This is a genomic window from Pseudomonas cuatrocienegasensis (assembly GCF_900110925.1).
GTDB lineage: Bacteria > Pseudomonadota > Gammaproteobacteria > Pseudomonadales > Pseudomonadaceae > Aquipseudomonas > Aquipseudomonas cuatrocienegasensis.
The window spans coordinates 38,849-55,350 of sequence record NZ_FOFP01000002.1; the positions used below are offsets into that span (position 1 = coordinate 38,849).

Genomic DNA, 16,502 nt, shown 5'->3' on the forward strand with positions numbered 1-16,502 from the left:
AAGAGGAACCCTGAAAAAACAAAAGGGCTATTCCGAAGAATGACCCTTTAAAAACCCGCAGAGCGGGTAAACTGGCGTCCCCTAGGGGACTCGAACCCCTGTTACCGCCGTGAAAGGGCGGTGTCCTAGGCCACTAGACGAAGGGGACGAAACCTTCGAGAAACAAAGCCAGCTTTACGCTGGCCCCGTGGCAGTTGTTACTGCTACAAAATTGGTGGAGATAAACGGGATCGAACCGTTGACCTCTTGCATGCCATGCAAGCGCTCTCCCAGCTGAGCTATACCCCCAGATTTATCGCCTCTCGGCTCACAACCCAAACCAGCGCTGCTTTTTGAAACTGGCGTCCCCTAGGGGACTCGAACCCCTGTTACCGCCGTGAAAGGGCGGTGTCCTAGGCCACTAGACGAAGGGGACGTAACCCTTCTACAACCAACCAGCTGCTGGAGCTGATTGTGGCAAGCCTTGCGGCTTTGAAGATGGTGGAGCTAAACGGGATCGAACCGTTGACCTCTTGCATGCCATGCAAGCGCTCTCCCAGCTGAGCTATAGCCCCATCTCAAGGACGGGGCGCATGTTAAGAGCGCGCCCCACTGCTGTCAACATTATTTTTACTTACACCCTCATTTTTTATGCTGACAGAACAACCACTTACCCCATTGCGGCGCACTAAAACGACGGCCGGACGGGCGTTCGACCGCTTAGCCAATGGCCGGCAGCAGCTTTTCCCACTCCTTGTTTTCCTTCTTCGACACGCCACCGAGCAGCTCGATAGCCTGACGCAGGCGGAAACGGGTCAGGTCCGGACCGAGGATTTCCATGGCATCGAGTACCGAGACCGAACTGGCCTGCCCGGTGATGGCGGCAAACATCAGCGGCATGGCATCGCGCAGCTTCAGCTCCAGGTGTTCGACCACGGCCTGGATGCAGGCGGTGATCTTGTCCTTTTCCCACTGCCGCAGGGCTTCAAGCTTCCACAGGATCAATTGCATGACCTGGCGTACCTGATCGGCCGATAGCTTCTTGTGCTCGAAAAGCGTGGCATCCAGGACCAGGCCACCAGCAAAGAAGAAGCTGGCCAAAGGTGCAATCTGGCTGAAGGTTTCCACCCGCCCCTGCACGTGCGGAGCGATCTGCATCAGGTAGTTGCTGTTGAACGCCCACTTCTGCGCCCCGGCAGCAAACTCCTCGACACTCAGTTCACGCATCCACTGGCCGTTGAGCCAGGACAGCTTCTCCAGGTCGAAGATCGGCCCGCCAAGGGATACACGGTTGATGTCGAAATGCTCGACCATCTCATCGAGGCTGAATTTCTCGCGTTCATCCGGCATCGACCAGCCCATGCGCCCGAGGTAGTTGAGCATGGCCTGCGGCAGGAAGCCCATGCGCTCGTAGAACGTGATGCTGGTGGGGTTCTTGCGCTTGGACAGCTTGCTCTTGTCCGGGTTACGCAGCAGCGGCATATAGCACAGCTGCGGCTTGTCCCAGCCGAAGTACTCGTACAGCAGGATCAGCTTGGGCGCCGACGGCAGCCACTCTTCACCACGCAGCACATGGGTGATGCCCATCAGATGATCATCGACCACGTTGGCCAGGAAGTAGGTCGGCAGGCCATCGGTCTTCATCAGCACCTGCATGTCCATGCGATCCCAGGGGATCTCCACTTCGCCACGCAGCATATCCGGCACCACACAGACGCCTTCGGTCGGCACCTTCATACGCACTACATTCGGTTCGCCAGCCGCCAGGCGCTGCTGCACTTCTTCAGCGGACAGGTGCATGCAATGGCCGTCGTAACGCGGCGTCTGCTTGGCTTCGGTCTGCTCGGCGCGCAGCTTGTCCAGGCGTTCTGCACTGCAGAAGCAATGGAAGGCATGGCCCTTGTCGACCAGCTCGGCCGTGTACTGCTTGTAGATATGCCCACGCTCGCTCTGCCGATACGGACCGTGCGGGCCGCCCACATCGGGGCCTTCACTCCACTCGATACCCAGCCAGCGCAGGGCATCGAAAATCTGCTGCTCAGACTCACGGGTAGAACGGACCTGGTCGGTGTCCTCGATGCGCAGGATAAATTCACCCCCGTGCTGACGGGCAAAACACAGGTTGAACAGGGCGATATAGGCAGTGCCTACATGGGGGTCGCCGGTTGGCGAAGGAGCGATACGGGTACGGACGGTGGTCATCAAGACTCTCGGCAAAAGGAGGCAGAGCAAAACCGGACCTGCCATCGGCTGACGGGCAGACTGCCGGCCTGGCACCCACGGTTACCACAGCATCGCGCGGCAAGCGCGCAGTACCGGGCGTCGGTGGGCGACACAGACGTTAGGGCACAGATATTAACAGGCCGGCGGCACTCGGCTCCAGCAACCGGCCCTCCTCCACAGGCATGGCCTGCATGAGAAAGTCGAGGAAGGTCTTCACTTTCATGGCTTGAAAACGCCTAGAGGGATAAACCGCATACACCTCACCAATGGGCATGCGCGCCCCAGGCAATAACTCAATCAGCCTGCCGTCACGAATCGCTTCCTCGCTGATCATCACCGGCAGGCTGGCAATCCCGGCGCCGGCCAGCGCCGCCTCCCGCGCAAAGGTGATGTTGTTGCTGGTCAATACGCGGCGGCAGGCAATCTGGGCATCGAGCAACGGCCAATGGCGCGGCGAATCGTTCGGCAACAGGATCGCCCGGTGCCCGGCCAGTTCACTTACCTGTCGTGGTGTGCCGTGGCGTTTCAAGTAATCAGGGCTGGCACACAAGCGCCGAGCGGTCTGGAACAGACGACGGGCAATCAGCGTGGAATCCTGGGGCGCACCCACCAAAATGGCGATATCTACGCCCTCCTCTACCGGATCGACATGCCGCGATGTCAATTCGACCTCGGCATCAATCTGCGGGTACTGGCGCATAAACGCGCCCAACACCCGACCAAGAAACAACTGGCCGAATTCGATGGGTGCGGTGATGCGCAGTAAACCGGAGGGCGCCTGCTGCAATTGCATGACGGCCTGCTCGGCCTCGGCAAAGTCCAGCATGATCTGCCGGCAGCGCTCGTAGTAGGCCTGCCCGACTTCCGTCAGGCGCAGTTTGCGGGTCGTGCGGTTAAGCAGGCGCACCCCCAAGCGCTCCTCGAGCAAGGCGATGCGCCGGCTGACCGTGGATTTCTGCATCCCCAAGCCTTGAGCCGCGAGCGTGAAGCTGTGGCACTCAACCACCCGGGTAAAGATCAGCGCGTCATCCAGCCCCATGATTGTTCCCCTCAAGCAACAAAGTTTCCGAATTCTAAAGGCTGCAGGCGCGCAAGGAACACTGATAAGTTTACTTACATTTTAGCCATCTGCGACGAGCCACCCATTCATGCCCGCCCAACTCCGCCGCCGCTTATTCCTGTTCTTCGCCGTCATCGGCTTACTGGCCGCCGCGCTTTTTATCCACTGGTATCTGGTCGATCGCCTGATCGAGGACACCGACAACGCCTATGTGCAGGGCGAGATTACCCGTGTCTCCAGCCAGTTGGGCGCGCGTATCGACAAGGTCCTGGTCGGCGACAACCAGCATGTCGAGCAAGGTGAGTTGCTTGTGGTGCTCGAAGCCGGTGACTTCCAGCTTGCTGTCGAGCGGGCTCAGGCCACCCTGGAAACCCGCGAGGCCGAGCACTTGCAGGCGCAGAGCAAACTCGACCAGCAGGCCAGCCTGATTGCCGCGAGCCAGGCCGATGTCGCCGCCAGCCAGGCCACCCTGGGCCGCTCCCAGGTGGACCTGTCCCGCGCGCAGACCCTGCGCAAACCCGGCTACGTCTCCGAGGAGCGTGTTACCACCCTGACTGCCGACAGCCGGGTGGCGCGCTCCCAAGTGGCCAAGGCCGAAGCTGATCTGCAGGCTCAACGCCAACAGATCGGCAGCTTGCAAGCCGAACTCAAGCGCCTCGATGCCCAAGTGCGCAGCGCCCGTGTCGACCTGGCCCAGGCCCGACTGAACCTTGAACGCAGCGAAATCCGTGCGCCGATCAGTGGTTTTATTGGCCAACGCGCTGCGCGTCCGGGCCAGTACGTCCAGGCAGGCGCCTACCTGTTGTCGGTGGTACCGGATCAGGACATCTGGATTCAGGCCAACTTCAAGGAAACCCAGATCGGCCACATGCACGCTGGGCAGCGTGCCGAACTGACCTTCGACAGCTTCCCCGATACCCCCATCGAAGGCCGAGTAGACAGCCTGTTCGCGGCTTCAGGCGCGCAGTTCAGCCTGCTGCCGCCGGACAATGCCACCGGCAACTTCACCAAGGTGGTACAACGCATTCCGGTCAAGTTGACCTTTGCTGCCGACAACCCGCTCAAGGGCCTGATTCGTCCGGGCATGTCGGTCGAGGTAGCGATCACTATCGGCGCTGATGCCAATGGCGGCTGACGCATTACGGCGCCCTACCGGCGAGCCCAGCCTGCGCGACTGGATCGCGGTAATGAGCGCCATGCTCGGCGCGTTTATGGCCGTGCTGGATATTCAGATCACCAACTCCTCGCTCAAGGATATCCAGGGGGCACTGGCAGCCACGCTGGAGGAAGGCTCGTGGATTTCCACCTCCTACCTGGTGGCGGAGATCATCATGATCCCGCTGACCGCCTGGCTGGTGCAGCTGCTCTCGGCCCGCCGATTGGCGACCTGGGTATCCATCGGCTTTCTTCTTTCGTCACTGCTGTGCTCGATGGCCTGGAGCCTGGAGAGCATGATCGTGTTCCGCGCGATGCAGGGTTTTACCGGCGGTGCACTGATCCCGCTGGCCTTCACCCTGACCCTTATCAAGCTGCCGGAGCATCATCGCGCCAAAGGCATGGCGCTGTTCGCCCTGACCGCGACCTTCGCCCCCTCGATTGGCCCAACCCTGGGCGGCTGGCTGACAGAGAATTTCGGCTGGGAATATATCTTCTACATCAATGTACCGCCCGGCCTGCTGATGATCGCCGGCATGCTCTATGGCCTGGAGAAGAAACCGCCACACTGGGACATGCTCAAGCGTACGGATTATGCCGGCATCCTGACCATGGCTGTGGGGCTGGGGTGCCTGCAGGTATTTCTTGAGGAAGGGCACCGCAAGGACTGGCTGGAGTCCAGCCTGATCGCCGGCCTGGGCAGTATCGCCAGCATCAGCCTGGGGCTGTTCGTCATCCTTCAGCTGTCGCGCCCCAACCCGTTGATCAACCTGGGCGTACTGCGCGAGCGCAATTTCGGCCTGTCGAGTATCTCCAGCCTGGGGCTGGGCATGGGCCTGTACGGCTCGATCTATGTATTGCCGCTGTACCTGGCGCAGATCCAGGGTTACAACGCCCTGCAGATCGGCGAAGTGATCATGTGGATGGGCGTACCTCAGCTGTTCCTGATCCCGCTGGTGCCGCTGATGATGAAAAAGGTCTCACCGAAATGGCTGTGCGCCCTGGGCTTTGGCCTGTTCGGCCTGGCGAGCTTCCTGTCCGGCGTGCTCAACCCGGACTTTGCCGGTGAGCAGTTCAAGCATATCCAGATCATCCGCGCCCTGGGTCAGCCGCTGGTGATGGTGACCATCTCGCTGATCGCCACAGCGTATATCCTGCCCCAAGATGCCGGCTCAGCCTCGAGCCTGTTCAATATCCTGCGCAACCTCGGCGGTGCCATTGGTATCGCCCTGCTCTCAACCCTGCTCGACGCACGGGCCAAGGTGTATTTCGACTACCTGCGCGAAGCGCTGGTACCGACCAACCCCCAGGTGGCCGAGCGCCTCGCCAGCCTGACCAACAGCTTGGGCAGCGAACAGGCCGCCCTGGCCCGACTCAGCGAGATCACCCACCAGCAGGCCTCGATCATGGCCTATAACGATGCCTTCCACTGCATCGGCATCGTCCTTGGTGTGAGCATGCTCGCGGTGCTGCTGACCCGACGCCTGCCCAGCAACGCTTCGGGCACCGCCGCGCACTAGGAGCCGGTACCGAACAATGCCCCAACTAGCTGACGCGTCCTGTAGGAGCGAAGGGGGCGCCTAGCCTTTATTCGCGATAAATCGTTAAAGCGCTACGGGTTTCGCGGCTAAAGCGGAGCGCCACCCCCCCCTCCTGCGCATCGACATTTCATGGTTGACGTGACACTAGACCTGCAGCAAGCGGTCGCGCAGCTTCTGGATCTCATCTCGCAACTGAGCCGCGGCCTCGAACTCCAGGTCCCGCGCCAGCTGGTACATCTTCTCTTCGAGCTGGCGGATACGCTTGGTGATCTCGCTGGGCGAACGCAGTTCGTTCTCGTAGCGCGCGCTTTCCTCGGCGGCCTGGGCCATGCCTTTGCGCTTCTTGCTGCGCGAGCCGGGCACGGTGGCGCCCTCGAGGATGTCCTGAACATCCTTGAACACGCCTTTTGGGGTGATGCCATTGGCTTCGTTGAAGGCAATTTGCTTGTTACGCCGGCGCTCGGTCTCACCCATGGCGCGCTCCATCGAACCAGTCATGCGGTCGGCATAGAGAATCGCTCGGCCGTTGAGGTTGCGCGCGGCGCGGCCGATGGTCTGGATCAGCGAACGCTCGCTACGCAGAAAACCTTCCTTGTCCGCATCGAGAATCGCCACCAGCGACACCTCCGGCATATCCAGGCCTTCACGCAGCAGGTTGATGCCCACCAGCACATCGAAGGCTCCGATGCGCAGGTCGCGGATGATCTCTACCCGCTCCACGGTGTCGATGTCCGAGTGCAGGTAACGCACCTTGACCCCGTGATCGCTCAGGTAATCGGTGAGGTCTTCGGCCATGCGCTTGGTCAGGGTGGTGACCAGCACCCGCTCCTCCAGCGCCACGCGCTTGGCGATTTCTGACAGCAAATCATCGACCTGGGTCCGCGCGGGGCGCACTTCGATCTGCGGGTCGACCAGCCCCGTGGGCCGCACCACCTGCTCGACCACACGGCCAGCGTGATCAGCCTCGTAAGGCCCCGGCGTAGCGGAGACAAAAATGGTCTGTGGGCTCGCCGACTCCCACTCCTCGAAGCGCATCGGTCGGTTATCCAGTGCCGAGGGCAGGCGAAAGCCGTACTCGACCAGGGTTTCCTTGCGTGAACGGTCGCCCTTGTACATGGCGCCAACCTGCGGCACCGATACGTGGGACTCGTCGATCACCAGCAGCGCCTGGTCCGGCAGGTAGTCATACAGCGTCGGTGGCGGCTGACCGGAATCACGCCCGGACAGATAACGCGAGTAGTTTTCGATGCCGTTGCAGTAACCCAGCTCGAGAATCATCTCCAGATCGAAGCGGGTGCGCTGCTCCAAACGCTGCGCCTCCACCAGCTTGTTGTTACTGCGCAGGTACTCCAGGCGCTCGACCAACTCGACCTTGATCTTCTCGATCGCCTCCAGCAGCACCTCACGCGGCGTCACGTAATGGCTCTTGGGGTAAAAGGTGAAACGCGGCAGTTTGCGAATCACCTCGCCGGTCAGCGGGTCGAAGGCCGAGAGGCTTTCCACCTCGTCATCGAAGAGTTCGATGCGAACCGCTTCCAGGTCCGATTCGGCCGGGAAGATGTCGATCACATCGCCACGCACACGGAAGGTGGCGCGGGCAAAGTCCATGTCGTTACGGGTGTATTGCAGGTCGGCCAGGCGCCGCAGCAGCGCGCGCTGGTCCATCTTGTCGCCGCGATCGACGTGCAGGACCATCTTCAGGTACGACTCGGGGCTACCCAGGCCGTAGATGCACGAGACCGTGGTGACGATGATCGCATCGGGTCGCTCCAGCAGCGCCTTGGTCGCCGACAAGCGCATCTGCTCGATATGGTCGTTGATCGACGCATCCTTCTCGATAAAGGTGTCGGACGACGGCACATAGGCTTCCGGCTGGTAATAGTCGTAGTAGGAAACAAAGTACTCGACTGCATTGTTCGGGAAGAACGCCTTGAACTCGCCGTACAACTGAGCGGCCAGGGTCTTGTTCGGCGCCAGCACCAGGGTCGGGCGCTGCACCTGGGCGATCACATTGGCGATGCTGAACGTCTTGCCGGAGCCAGTCACGCCCAGCAGGGTCTGGTGCGACAGCCCCGCCTCCAGGCCCTCGACCAGTTGCCGGATCGCCTCTGGCTGATCGCCAGCCGGCTGAAAACGCGTGACCAGTTGAAACTGCGACATAAGTACCTCGACAAACGGCTGTGACGCCCCGAACAAGTCGGCGTCAAACCTGGCGAAAAGCATGCGCCCGCTGTCGCGGCGCACGATCCGGGCCGTTATACTACCGGGCCATTTACGCAACCCCTAGCACGCATTGAGCGCGGGCGGTGGTGTAGCGTCGCAGCCGGGCTTGCCGCCATAGGCGGACAAATCCCGTTTTCCGGCGTATCACTGTGCCTGTCCTGATTCGATGAGCATGCCGCGCCATAGTTGCAGGGATTGTTTGCCACTCACCTCCTCTCCTCGAGCTGCCGCATCCATGAGTCTGTTCTCTGCCGTCGAAATGGCTCCGCGCGACCCCATCCTGGGCCTCAACGAAGCATTCAACGCCGACCCCCGCACGACCAAGGTCAACCTTGGCGTGGGCGTCTACACCAATGAAGAAGGCCGCATCCCGCTGATGCGCGCGGTGGCTGCAGCAGAGACGACCCTGACGGCGGCCCATGCCCCGCGCGGTTATCTGCCGATCGAAGGCATCGCAGCCTATGACCAGGCCGTGCAGACCCTGCTGTTCGGGCGTCAGTCCAGCCTGATTGCCGATGGCCGAGTGATCACCACCCAGGCCCTGGGCGGCACTGGCGCGCTGAAAATCGGCGCTGACTTCCTCAAGCGCCTGCTGCCCGATGCCGTGGTGGCGATCAGCGACCCGAGCTGGGAAAACCACCGCGCGCTGTTCGAGTCCGCCGGCTTCCCGGTGCACAACTACCGTTATTACGACGCCTTCAGTAACGGCGTGAACCGCGGCGGTCTGCTCGAAGACCTGCGCAACCTGCCCGCCCGCTCGATCGTCGTGCTGCACGCCTGCTGCCACAACCCGACCGGTGTCGACCTGCAACCGGAAGACTGGGCCGCGGTACTGGACGTGCTGCGCGAGCGCGAGCATGTGCCCTTCCTGGATATCGCCTATCAGGGCTTCGGCGATGGCATCGAAGAGGACGCCGCCGCTGTGCGCCTGTTCGCCGAGTCGGAGCTGACCTTCTTTGTCTCCAGCTCCTTCTCCAAATCCTTTTCGCTGTATGGCGAGCGGGTCGGCGCCCTGTCCATCGTCACCGGCTCGCGCGAAGAGACCGGCCGCGTGCTGTCGCAGGTCAAGCGGGTCATTCGCACCAACTACTCCAACCCACCGACCCACGGCGCCAGCGTTGTCGCAACCATCCTCAACAGCCCGGAACTGCGGGCGATGTGGGAAGCCGAGCTGGGTGAAATGCGCGAGCGCATCCGCACCATGCGCCTGGCCATGGTCGCGCAACTCGGCGAGCTCGGTGCGCGCCGCGACTTCGGTTTCGTGGCGCAGCAACGCGGTATGTTTTCCTACTCGGGCCTGACGACTGAACAGGTCGAACGCCTGAAAAGCGAATTCGGCATCTACGCCGTGGGCACCGGTCGCATCTGCGTCGCCGCGCTCAACCAGCGCAACCTGCCCTTCGTCACCCAGGCGATTGCCGAGGTGATCTGAGACGGCTCAGGGGAAGTCTTGCGCAGCTTGACTTCCCCTTCTTAATCAGTAGGATACGCGTCGTTGTTCCGCGATAGCTCAGTCGGTAGAGCAAATGACTGTTAATCATTGGGTCCCAGGTTCGAGTCCTGGTCGCGGAGCCAAATTCAAGAACCCAGCCTAACCGCTGGGTTTTTTATTGCCTGCGGACTCTCACCTGGGACTACGTCCCAGTTTATTCGCTACGCTCACCCCTTCGGGGCCGCGCTGAAGCGCGTTCAGCTGCGCTGTCGAGTCCTGGTCGCGGAGCCAAATTCAAAGCCTCGGTACATACCGGGGCTTTTTTGTATACGCCGGACTCTCACCTGGGACTGCGTCCCAGGTTATTCGCTACGCTCACCCCTTCGGGGCCGCGCTGAAGCGCGTTCAGCTGCGCTGTCGAGTCCTGGTCGCGGAGCCAAATTCAAAGCCTCGGTACATACCGGGGCTTTTTTGTATACGCCGGACTCTCACCTGGGACTACGTCCCAGGTTATTCGCTACGCTCACCCCTTCGGGGCTGCTGCTCCGTAGGGTGCGCTGTGCGCACCAAGCATCTACCAGGCGCCAGTGGTGCGCACGGCGCACCCTACCCGCCCCATGTAAGACTTAACAAAAAGCCCAGCCTTACGGCTGGGCTTGCAGGTTTCGGTGTAAAGGCATCGCCTTGACGGCGATGCCATCTGCTTATTATCAGTTGACGCTAAGCTTGTCGCGGTTGCGTTCCAGGATCGACTCACCGATCCCTTTTACTTCCAGCAACTCGTCCACCGACACGAAAGTGCCATTGGCTTCGCGGTAGTCAACGATGGCTTGTGCCTTCTTCTCACCCACACCGCTGAGCTCGCGCTGCAGAGTAGGTGCATCGGCCGTATTGAGGTTGACCTTGGTCGTTACAGCTTGCGTCTGTTCAACAGACGTCGAAGGCGGGGTCGCTGCTTCTGCAGAAACGGCCACAGAAGCGCCGGCGAGCAGAGCAAAAAGTACGGAGGGAAAAACGGAAGTACGCATGGGTTAAGTCCTTTTATCGAGTCGAAAACGCGCCACCACGTCGCTCGCGGTGGCGTCCTTGCACCGCACTTGTAAAATTAACCAACTTGCCGCGCTTGTCAAATAACGCAGCCGGACGGTCCAGCAGAGCACTCACAGACGCCTGCGAATCCGCTAAGATGCAGCCCCCGCCCACCACGTCCGATGACCTATGCCCAGCCTTTCCCGTGCAGCCCTGCTCACTTATTTCTGTGCCTGCCTGACAGCTCTCGCGCTGCTCGGTGCGCTTTGGTACGGCATTGGTAAACCGGTTCAGTTGGCGGATGCCGCGACACCGACGCACAAACTGCAGTGCGCCTCCTATACGCCGTTCGACAAAGACCAGTCACCCTTCGACCAGCCCCTGCAGATCCGCCCAGAGCGAATGGATGCGGACCTGGCGCAACTGGCAGAACGCTTTACCTGCCTGCGGACTTACTCGGTTACCGGGCTTGAACCGCTGCCGGAACTGGCACGCAAGCATGGCCTGACCCTGATGATCGGCGCCTGGGTAAGCCGTAACCCGCAGGATACGGCGATCGAAATCGCCGGAGCGATCAAGGCCGCCAACACTTATCCGGATATCGTCACCCAGGTGATCGTCGGTAACGAGGCGCTGCTGCGCAAGGAAGTAACCGCTCAGCAACTGGTGGCCTTGATCGAGCAGGTCAAGGCCGCTGTCGCCCAACCGGTGACTTACGCCGATGTCTGGGAGTTCTGGCTCAAGCATCCCGAAGTCGCCCCTGCAGTGGACTTTCTCACCATTCACCTGTTGCCTTACTGGGAAGACAATCCGGCGGGTATCGACAGTGCCCTGCATGAGGTGCAGCAGGTGCGCCAGGTATTCGGTACGCGCTTCGCACCCAAGGACATCCTGATTGGCGAAACCGGCTGGCCCAGCGAAGGGCGTCAGCGTGAAACCGCGGTGCCGAGCCGCGTCAATCAAGCCACCTTTATTCGTGGCTTCGTTGCCATGGCCGAGGCGAATGGCTGGCGGTATAACCTGATCGAAGCCTACGACCAGCCGTGGAAGCGCGTCAGCGAGGGTGCGGTGGGCGGTTTCTGGGGGCTTTACGATGCCGATCGCGAGGATAAATCGATCCTGGCCGGCCCGGTGTCCAACCTCCCCCACTGGCCGCGCTGGCTGATACTCAGTGCTGCACTCTTCGTGTTGACCCTGGCGCTGGCCGGACGTCCCACCTCAGTGCGCAGTGCCTGGCAGACGCCCGCCCTCGCGGCACTGACTGCTGCCAGCATTGGCGTATGGAGTGAACTGGCCTGGGTCACCAGCCGCTTTGTCGGTGAATGGGCCTGGGCGGCAGCGCTGCTGAGTCTGAACCTGATCGTACTGGCCCACAGCAGCCTCGCCCTGCAGGCCCAGCAGGGCTGGCGCCAGCGCCTGTACGACTGGTTGCAAGCGCGTGCCGGCTGGTGGTTGCTGGCCGCCGGGTTTGCCGGCGCGGTGATGATGCTCGCACTGGTAGTCGATGCACGCTACCGCAGCTTCCCTAGCGCTGCCCTGCTGCTGCCGGCGCTGGTCTACGCCTTGCGCCCAGTCAACGCGGCGCGACGGGAGACTGCGTTGCTGGCTCTGCTGATCGGTGCAGGAATCCCGTTGCAGCTGTATGTCGAGACCCTGGAAAACCTGCAGGCCCTTGGCTGGGCGCTGGTCAGTGCCATTCTGGTAAGCGCTTTGTGGCGCAGCTTGCGCAAAGCGCCTTTCACGCCTGTACGCGAGGCGCTCTGACCAGGCGCAACAGCGCCAGTACCACAGCGAACACCGCCATGCTGGCGGTGTACAGCACCATAGCGGGCAGGCTAGCCAGCAAGGCCGGCACTGCCAGTGCGCGGCCTAACCGGCCTGGCAGGACGAACGCCAACACGGCCAGGACCAGCGCTGTCCAGGCCAGGACGCGCAAATGGATCAGCCAGCCGAAGGTCGCGCGCACCTGACAGGCCAGCGTAGCGGGGTCAGTCACACACAGACCGACCCAGCGGTCCTCTTCCATCAAGCCGTAACGCAAGCCATAGCTGGCAGCCAGACACAGGGCGACAGCCACGGACAACAGAATCAGGGACAGACGGCGAGACATGCGGCACTCCAGGAGCGGAAAAAGTTGCCCAGAGTAAACGCCTGCCCTCATGAAGCAAACCCTCTTGCACGACTTGCTCCGCTTACCTGTGCGGGGCATGCTCACAGCGCCCACAAACCAAGGACTTACCATGCCTCGCCTCAGCATCCGCCCCGCTACGCCCGACGATGTCGCCCTGATCCTGACATTTATTCAGGAGCTGGCCGACTACGAGAGACTCAGCGATCAGGTCGTGGCCACACCCGAGCAGTTGCATAACCATCTGTTCGGCACGCGTCCCTTCGCCGAAGTGCTGATCGGCGAAGTAGATGGCAATCCGAGCGGTTTCGCCCTGTTCTTCCACAACTACTCGACCTTTCTCAGCAAACCGGGTATCTACCTTGAGGATCTGTTCGTGCGCGAGTCGGCGCGTGGGTCAGGCCTTGGCAAGGCGCTGCTGATCCACTTGGCCGCACTGGCGTTGGCACGGGGCTGTGGCCGCCTGGAATGGTCGGTGCTGGACTGGAACGAACCCGCCATCGGCTTCTATGAACGCCTGGGGGCATGTGCCCAGGATGGGTGGACGGTCTATCGACTGACCGGTGAGGCTTTAGAAAATGCTGGCCAAATGGCACTCCGCTCGCCGGACGCTGTCTGATTTGCGCTGACCCACCCGTACGCTCCTGTCTCGAAGGGACTTCCCCATGCAGTACTTCTCCCGTCTCGCCCTGTTGCTCGGCGGCTTGCTACTCGGTACGCCATTATTGGCGGCGGATATCGATGCCGAAACCTATGGCTATCCGATAACCAATCCGTTTGAAGCGACCATCGCCACGACGCCTCCTGAGCTGCGCCCCACGCTACCGGCCGATGCCGATATTCGTCAGGACGACTATCAGTTACGCCTGCGCCCGGAACGCGAGTTCGAGCTGCCGGAAAACTTCTGGCCGGTTACCCGTATGCGCTACCGCCTCGCCGAGCAGAAGGGAGAAGCACCGCTTATTTTCCTTATCGCCGGTACCGGTGCGCATTACGCCAGTAGCACCAACGAATACCTGAAAAAGCTGTTCTACGGCGCGGGTTACCATGTTGTGCAACTGTCCTCACCGACCAGCTATGACTTCATGGCCTCCGCCTCGCGTTTCGCCACACCGGGCCTGAGCAGCGACGATGCCGATGACCTCTACCGTGCCATGCAAGCCGTGCGAGCCAACCATCCAAGCTTGCAGGTCAGTGACTACTACCTGAGTGGTTACAGCCTGGGCGCCCTGCATGCTGCCTTTGTCAGCAAGCTCGATGAAACCCGGCGTAGCTTCAACTTCAAGCGCGTACTGCTGCTCAACCCACCGGTGAACCTGTACACCTCGATCAGCAACCTCGACCGCCTGGTGCAGACCCAGGTTGAAGGCATCAGCAACAGCACCACCTTCTATGAGTTGGTACTGGGCAAACTGACCCGTTACTTCCGCGAAAAGGGTTACGTCGACATCAACGACGCCCTGCTTTATGACTTTCAGCAATCGCCACAGCAGCTCTCCGACGAGCAGATGGCCATGCTGATTGGCACCTCATTCCGCTTTTCCTCCGCCGATATCGCCTTCACTTCGGACCTGATCAACCGCCGCGGCCTGATCACCCCGGTCAACTACCCGATCGAGCAAGGTACCAGCCTGACACCCTTCTTCGAGCGGGCGCTGCAGTGCGACTTCGACTGCTACATGACCGAACAGCTGATCCCCATGTGGCGCGCACGCTATGACGGCGGCACGCTCAACCAGTTGATCAACCAGGTGAGCCTGTATGGTCTCGAGGACTACCTGAAAACCAGCAGCAAGATCGCCGTGATGCACAACGCCGACGACGTCATTCTCGGCCCAGGCGATATCGGCTTTTTGCGTAATACCTTTGGTGACCGCCTGACGCTTTACCCCTTGGGCGGCCATTGCGGCAACCTCAACTATCGCGTCAACAGCGACGCCATGCTGGAGTTCTTCCGTGGCTAAGATCGACAAGAAAGCACTCTGGCTGACCCTGCTACTGGTCAGCGGTTTTGCCCAGGCCGAGCAAGAGGTAGACCCGGACGGCTTCAAGCAGCCGCTGAAGAACCTGACATTCAACCCCGGCCTTGATCAGCGCGAGTTCGAGCGCTCGACCTTTGGCGCCCTGAATGTCTACGACCCGCTGGAGTCCTGGAACCGCCGCGTCTACCACTTCAACTACCGCTTTGACGAGTGGGTTTTCTTGCCAGTGGTCGATGGCTATCGCTACGTCACGCCAACCCTGGTGCAGAAAGGCGTGAGTAATTTCTTCAGCAACCTGGGCGATGTGCCGAACCTGCTCAACAGCTTGCTGCAACTCAAAGGCAAGCGTGCCCTCGATACCACCGGACGCCTGCTGATCAACACCACCCTCGGCGTGGCAGGCCTGTGGGACCCGGCTACACGCATGGGGCTGATGAAGCAGGATGAAGACTTCGGGCAGACCCTCGGTCACTACGGCGTCGGTGACGGCCCTTACCTGATGCTGCCCCTGCTCGGCCCCTCCAACCTGCGCGACACCGGCGGTTTGGTGGTGGATTTCTCTGCCGAAAACCAGGTCAACCTGCTTAATGTGGCCGAGGCCAGTCGCAACCATCCGGAAATTACCCTGCTGGAAGTGGTCGACCAGCGCTCGACGGTCAACTTCCGCTATGGCCAACTCAACTCGCCGTTCGAGTACGAGAAGATCCGCTTCTTCTATACCGAATCGCGCAAGCTGCGCATCGCTGATTGAAACCTTGACGGCAAGCCGAGCTGATCGGCCTGCCGTCAACTTCGATCCATTCGATAGTATTGCCCAGCATTCAGCATCAATTGATCCAACTACCTGGTTTAGGATGGCCTCTGACTGATTCTGGAGGCTTCTCATGAACACCTTGCGCCATGTTCTGGCCATACAAGCGGGCCAACCTGCATCCGACGGTGCAGGCGTACGCCTGAATCGGGTGATCGGCGCTGCCGGCCTGGAACGCTTCGATCCCTTTCTGATGCTCGACGAGTTTTCCAGTGACGACCCGGACGACTACATTGCCGGGTTCCCGTCGCACCCTCACCGCGGCTTCGAGACTGTCACCTATATGCTCGAAGGGCGCATGCGCCATCAGGATCACCTGGGCAATGTCGGTGAGCTGGAGCCCGGTGGCGTGCAATGGATGACCGCTGCACGCGGCATCATCCACAGCGAAATGCCCATGCAGGAACAAGGTGCGATGCGTGGCTTTCAGCTGTGGCTGAACCTGCCGGCTCAGGACAAACTCGACGAGCCGGGCTATCGCGATATCCCCGCGGCGCAGATTCCCGAGGTACGCACCCAGCACGGCGTCACGGCGCGCGTCATCGCCGGGCACTTCGACGATGGCCAAGAGTCCATCGCCGGTGCCGTGCAGCGCCCATACACCGAGCCGCAGCTGTTCGATCTGCAGATGAGTGCCGGCAGCCAGTTGGCCCCACGTCTGGCCCAGGGTCTGCGGGTCATGCTCTACGTCTACGAAGGCCAGTTGCAATTACCCGGTCACCACGCCCAAGCGATTCCCGCAGGGCGTCTGGTACGGCTGTCCGACAGTGGCGAGTTGCACCTGGCCAGTAGCGAAGGTGCACGCGTGCTGCTGATTGCCGGGCGCCCGCTGCACGAGCCCATCGTGCAGTACGGCCCCTTTGTGATGAACACCCGCGAAGAAGTGGAACAGGCGCTGCGGGATTTCCGCGATGGGGTGTTGGCCTGAAGGCCGACCCC

13 protein-coding genes and 5 tRNA genes are annotated in these 16,502 nt (G+C 61.2%); 9 read left to right on the forward strand and 9 right to left on the reverse strand.

Going from position 1 to position 16,502, the window contains the following annotated elements:
* Positions 1-72: 72 nt before the first annotated feature.
* The 6 genes from BMW49_RS03020 to BMW49_RS03045 all read right to left on the reverse strand — a co-directional run bounded on the left by BMW49_RS03020 (position 73) and on the right by BMW49_RS03045 (position 3,241).
* A tRNA-Glu gene (locus BMW49_RS03020) sits at positions 73-148 on the reverse strand.
* A gap of 64 nt (positions 149-212) precedes the next feature.
* Positions 213-288, reverse strand: a tRNA-Ala gene (locus BMW49_RS03025).
* Between the two features lie 51 nt (positions 289-339).
* A tRNA-Glu gene (locus BMW49_RS03030) sits at positions 340-415 on the reverse strand.
* 63 nt (positions 416-478) lie between these two features.
* A tRNA-Ala gene (locus BMW49_RS03035) sits at positions 479-554 on the reverse strand.
* Positions 555-699: 145 nt separating this feature from the next.
* Positions 700-2,181, reverse strand: a complete 1,482-nt coding sequence (gene gltX / locus BMW49_RS03040) for a glutamate--tRNA ligase (protein ID WP_069521302.1) — start codon at positions 2,179-2,181, stop codon at positions 700-702.
* Positions 2,182-2,320: 139 nt separating this feature from the next.
* On the reverse strand, positions 2,321-3,241 hold the full coding sequence (locus BMW49_RS03045; protein ID WP_069521300.1) for a LysR family transcriptional regulator: 921 nt from the start codon (positions 3,239-3,241) through the stop codon (positions 2,321-2,323).
* Positions 3,242-3,350: 109 nt separating this feature from the next.
* Between BMW49_RS03045 and BMW49_RS03050 the strand changes: the two genes are divergently transcribed.
* Positions 3,351-4,397: an HlyD family secretion protein gene (locus tag BMW49_RS03050; protein WP_069521298.1), complete on the forward strand. Its 1,047-nt coding sequence runs from the start codon at positions 3,351-3,353 to the stop codon at positions 4,395-4,397.
* Positions 4,387-5,937, forward strand: a complete 1,551-nt coding sequence (locus BMW49_RS03055; protein WP_069521296.1) for an MDR family MFS transporter — start codon at positions 4,387-4,389, stop codon at positions 5,935-5,937. Before BMW49_RS03050 ends, BMW49_RS03055 begins: the two co-directional genes overlap by 11 nt.
* 165 nt (positions 5,938-6,102) lie before the next feature.
* Here BMW49_RS03055 and uvrB read toward each other — a convergent pair whose 3' ends face one another.
* On the reverse strand, positions 6,103-8,118 hold the full coding sequence (gene uvrB / locus BMW49_RS03060) for an excinuclease ABC subunit UvrB (protein ID WP_069521293.1): 2,016 nt from the start codon (positions 8,116-8,118) through the stop codon (positions 6,103-6,105).
* A 298-nt stretch (positions 8,119-8,416) separates the two neighbouring features.
* On the opposite strand from uvrB, the gene BMW49_RS03065 reads away from it, so the two are divergent.
* Both BMW49_RS03065 and BMW49_RS03070 read left to right on the forward strand, forming a co-directional pair.
* Positions 8,417-9,613: an amino acid aminotransferase gene (locus BMW49_RS03065; protein ID WP_069521291.1), complete on the forward strand. Its 1,197-nt coding sequence runs from the start codon at positions 8,417-8,419 to the stop codon at positions 9,611-9,613.
* A 67-nt stretch (positions 9,614-9,680) separates the two neighbouring features.
* Positions 9,681-9,756 (forward strand) — tRNA-Asn (locus tag BMW49_RS03070).
* 567 nt (positions 9,757-10,323) lie between these two features.
* Here BMW49_RS03070 and BMW49_RS03075 read toward each other — a convergent pair.
* Positions 10,324-10,641: a ComEA family DNA-binding protein gene (locus BMW49_RS03075; protein WP_069515834.1), complete on the reverse strand. Its 318-nt coding sequence runs from the start codon at positions 10,639-10,641 to the stop codon at positions 10,324-10,326.
* A gap of 190 nt (positions 10,642-10,831) precedes the next feature.
* On the opposite strand from BMW49_RS03075, the gene BMW49_RS03080 reads away from it, so the two are divergent.
* The gene (locus BMW49_RS03080; protein ID WP_069515835.1) at positions 10,832-12,406 is read left to right on the forward strand and encodes a glycoside hydrolase family 17 protein; all 1,575 of its coding nucleotides are present in this window, start codon (positions 10,832-10,834) and stop codon (positions 12,404-12,406) included.
* On the opposite strand, the gene BMW49_RS03085 is transcribed toward BMW49_RS03080, so the two are convergent.
* Positions 12,381-12,752, reverse strand: a complete 372-nt coding sequence (locus tag BMW49_RS03085; RefSeq protein ID WP_069515836.1) for a hypothetical protein — start codon at positions 12,750-12,752, stop codon at positions 12,381-12,383. The genes BMW49_RS03080 and BMW49_RS03085 overlap by 26 nt on opposite strands.
* A 130-nt stretch (positions 12,753-12,882) precedes the next feature.
* On the opposite strand from BMW49_RS03085, the gene BMW49_RS03090 reads away from it, so the two are divergent.
* The 4 genes from BMW49_RS03090 (at position 12,883) to BMW49_RS03105 (ending at position 16,491) form a co-directional block, all read left to right on the forward strand.
* On the forward strand, positions 12,883-13,389 hold the full coding sequence (locus BMW49_RS03090; protein ID WP_069515837.1) for a GNAT family N-acetyltransferase: 507 nt from the start codon (positions 12,883-12,885) through the stop codon (positions 13,387-13,389).
* Positions 13,390-13,435: 46 nt separating this feature from the next.
* A complete protein-coding gene (locus BMW49_RS03095; protein WP_069515838.1) occupies positions 13,436-14,734 on the forward strand; it encodes an alpha/beta hydrolase family protein in 1,299 nt (432 codons plus the stop codon).
* Between the two features lies 1 nt (position 14,735).
* Positions 14,736-15,503 carry an MlaA family lipoprotein gene (locus BMW49_RS03100; protein WP_069516206.1) on the forward strand — a complete coding sequence of 256 codons (768 nt, stop codon included), beginning with the start codon at positions 14,736-14,738 and terminating at the stop codon, positions 15,501-15,503.
* 133 nt (positions 15,504-15,636) lie between these two features.
* Positions 15,637-16,491 (forward strand): pirin family protein, encoded by an 855-nt coding sequence (locus BMW49_RS03105; RefSeq protein WP_069515839.1) that lies wholly within the window; start codon positions 15,637-15,639, stop codon positions 16,489-16,491.
* Positions 16,492-16,502 lie beyond the last annotated feature (11 nt).

Coding starts and splice junctions, on each gene's coding strand:
- gltX (WP_069521302.1), bottom strand. CDS start 2,181: ATGACCACCGTCCGTACCCGTATCGCTCCTTCGCCAACCGGCGACCCC.
- BMW49_RS03045 (WP_069521300.1), bottom strand. CDS start 3,241: ATGGGGCTGGATGACGCGCTGATCTTTACCCGGGTGGTTGAGTGCCAC.
- BMW49_RS03050 (WP_069521298.1), top strand. CDS start 3,351: ATGCCCGCCCAACTCCGCCGCCGCTTATTCCTGTTCTTCGCCGTCATC.
- BMW49_RS03055 (WP_069521296.1), top strand. CDS start 4,387: ATGGCGGCTGACGCATTACGGCGCCCTACCGGCGAGCCCAGCCTGCGC.
- uvrB (WP_069521293.1), bottom strand. CDS start 8,118: ATGTCGCAGTTTCAACTGGTCACGCGTTTTCAGCCGGCTGGCGATCAG.
- BMW49_RS03065 (WP_069521291.1), top strand. CDS start 8,417: ATGAGTCTGTTCTCTGCCGTCGAAATGGCTCCGCGCGACCCCATCCTG.
- BMW49_RS03075 (WP_069515834.1), bottom strand. CDS start 10,641: ATGCGTACTTCCGTTTTTCCCTCCGTACTTTTTGCTCTGCTCGCCGGC.
- BMW49_RS03080 (WP_069515835.1), top strand. CDS start 10,832: ATGCCCAGCCTTTCCCGTGCAGCCCTGCTCACTTATTTCTGTGCCTGC.
- BMW49_RS03085 (WP_069515836.1), bottom strand. CDS start 12,752: ATGTCTCGCCGTCTGTCCCTGATTCTGTTGTCCGTGGCTGTCGCCCTG.
- BMW49_RS03090 (WP_069515837.1), top strand. CDS start 12,883: ATGCCTCGCCTCAGCATCCGCCCCGCTACGCCCGACGATGTCGCCCTG.
- BMW49_RS03095 (WP_069515838.1), top strand. CDS start 13,436: ATGCAGTACTTCTCCCGTCTCGCCCTGTTGCTCGGCGGCTTGCTACTC.
- BMW49_RS03105 (WP_069515839.1), top strand. CDS start 15,637: ATGAACACCTTGCGCCATGTTCTGGCCATACAAGCGGGCCAACCTGCA.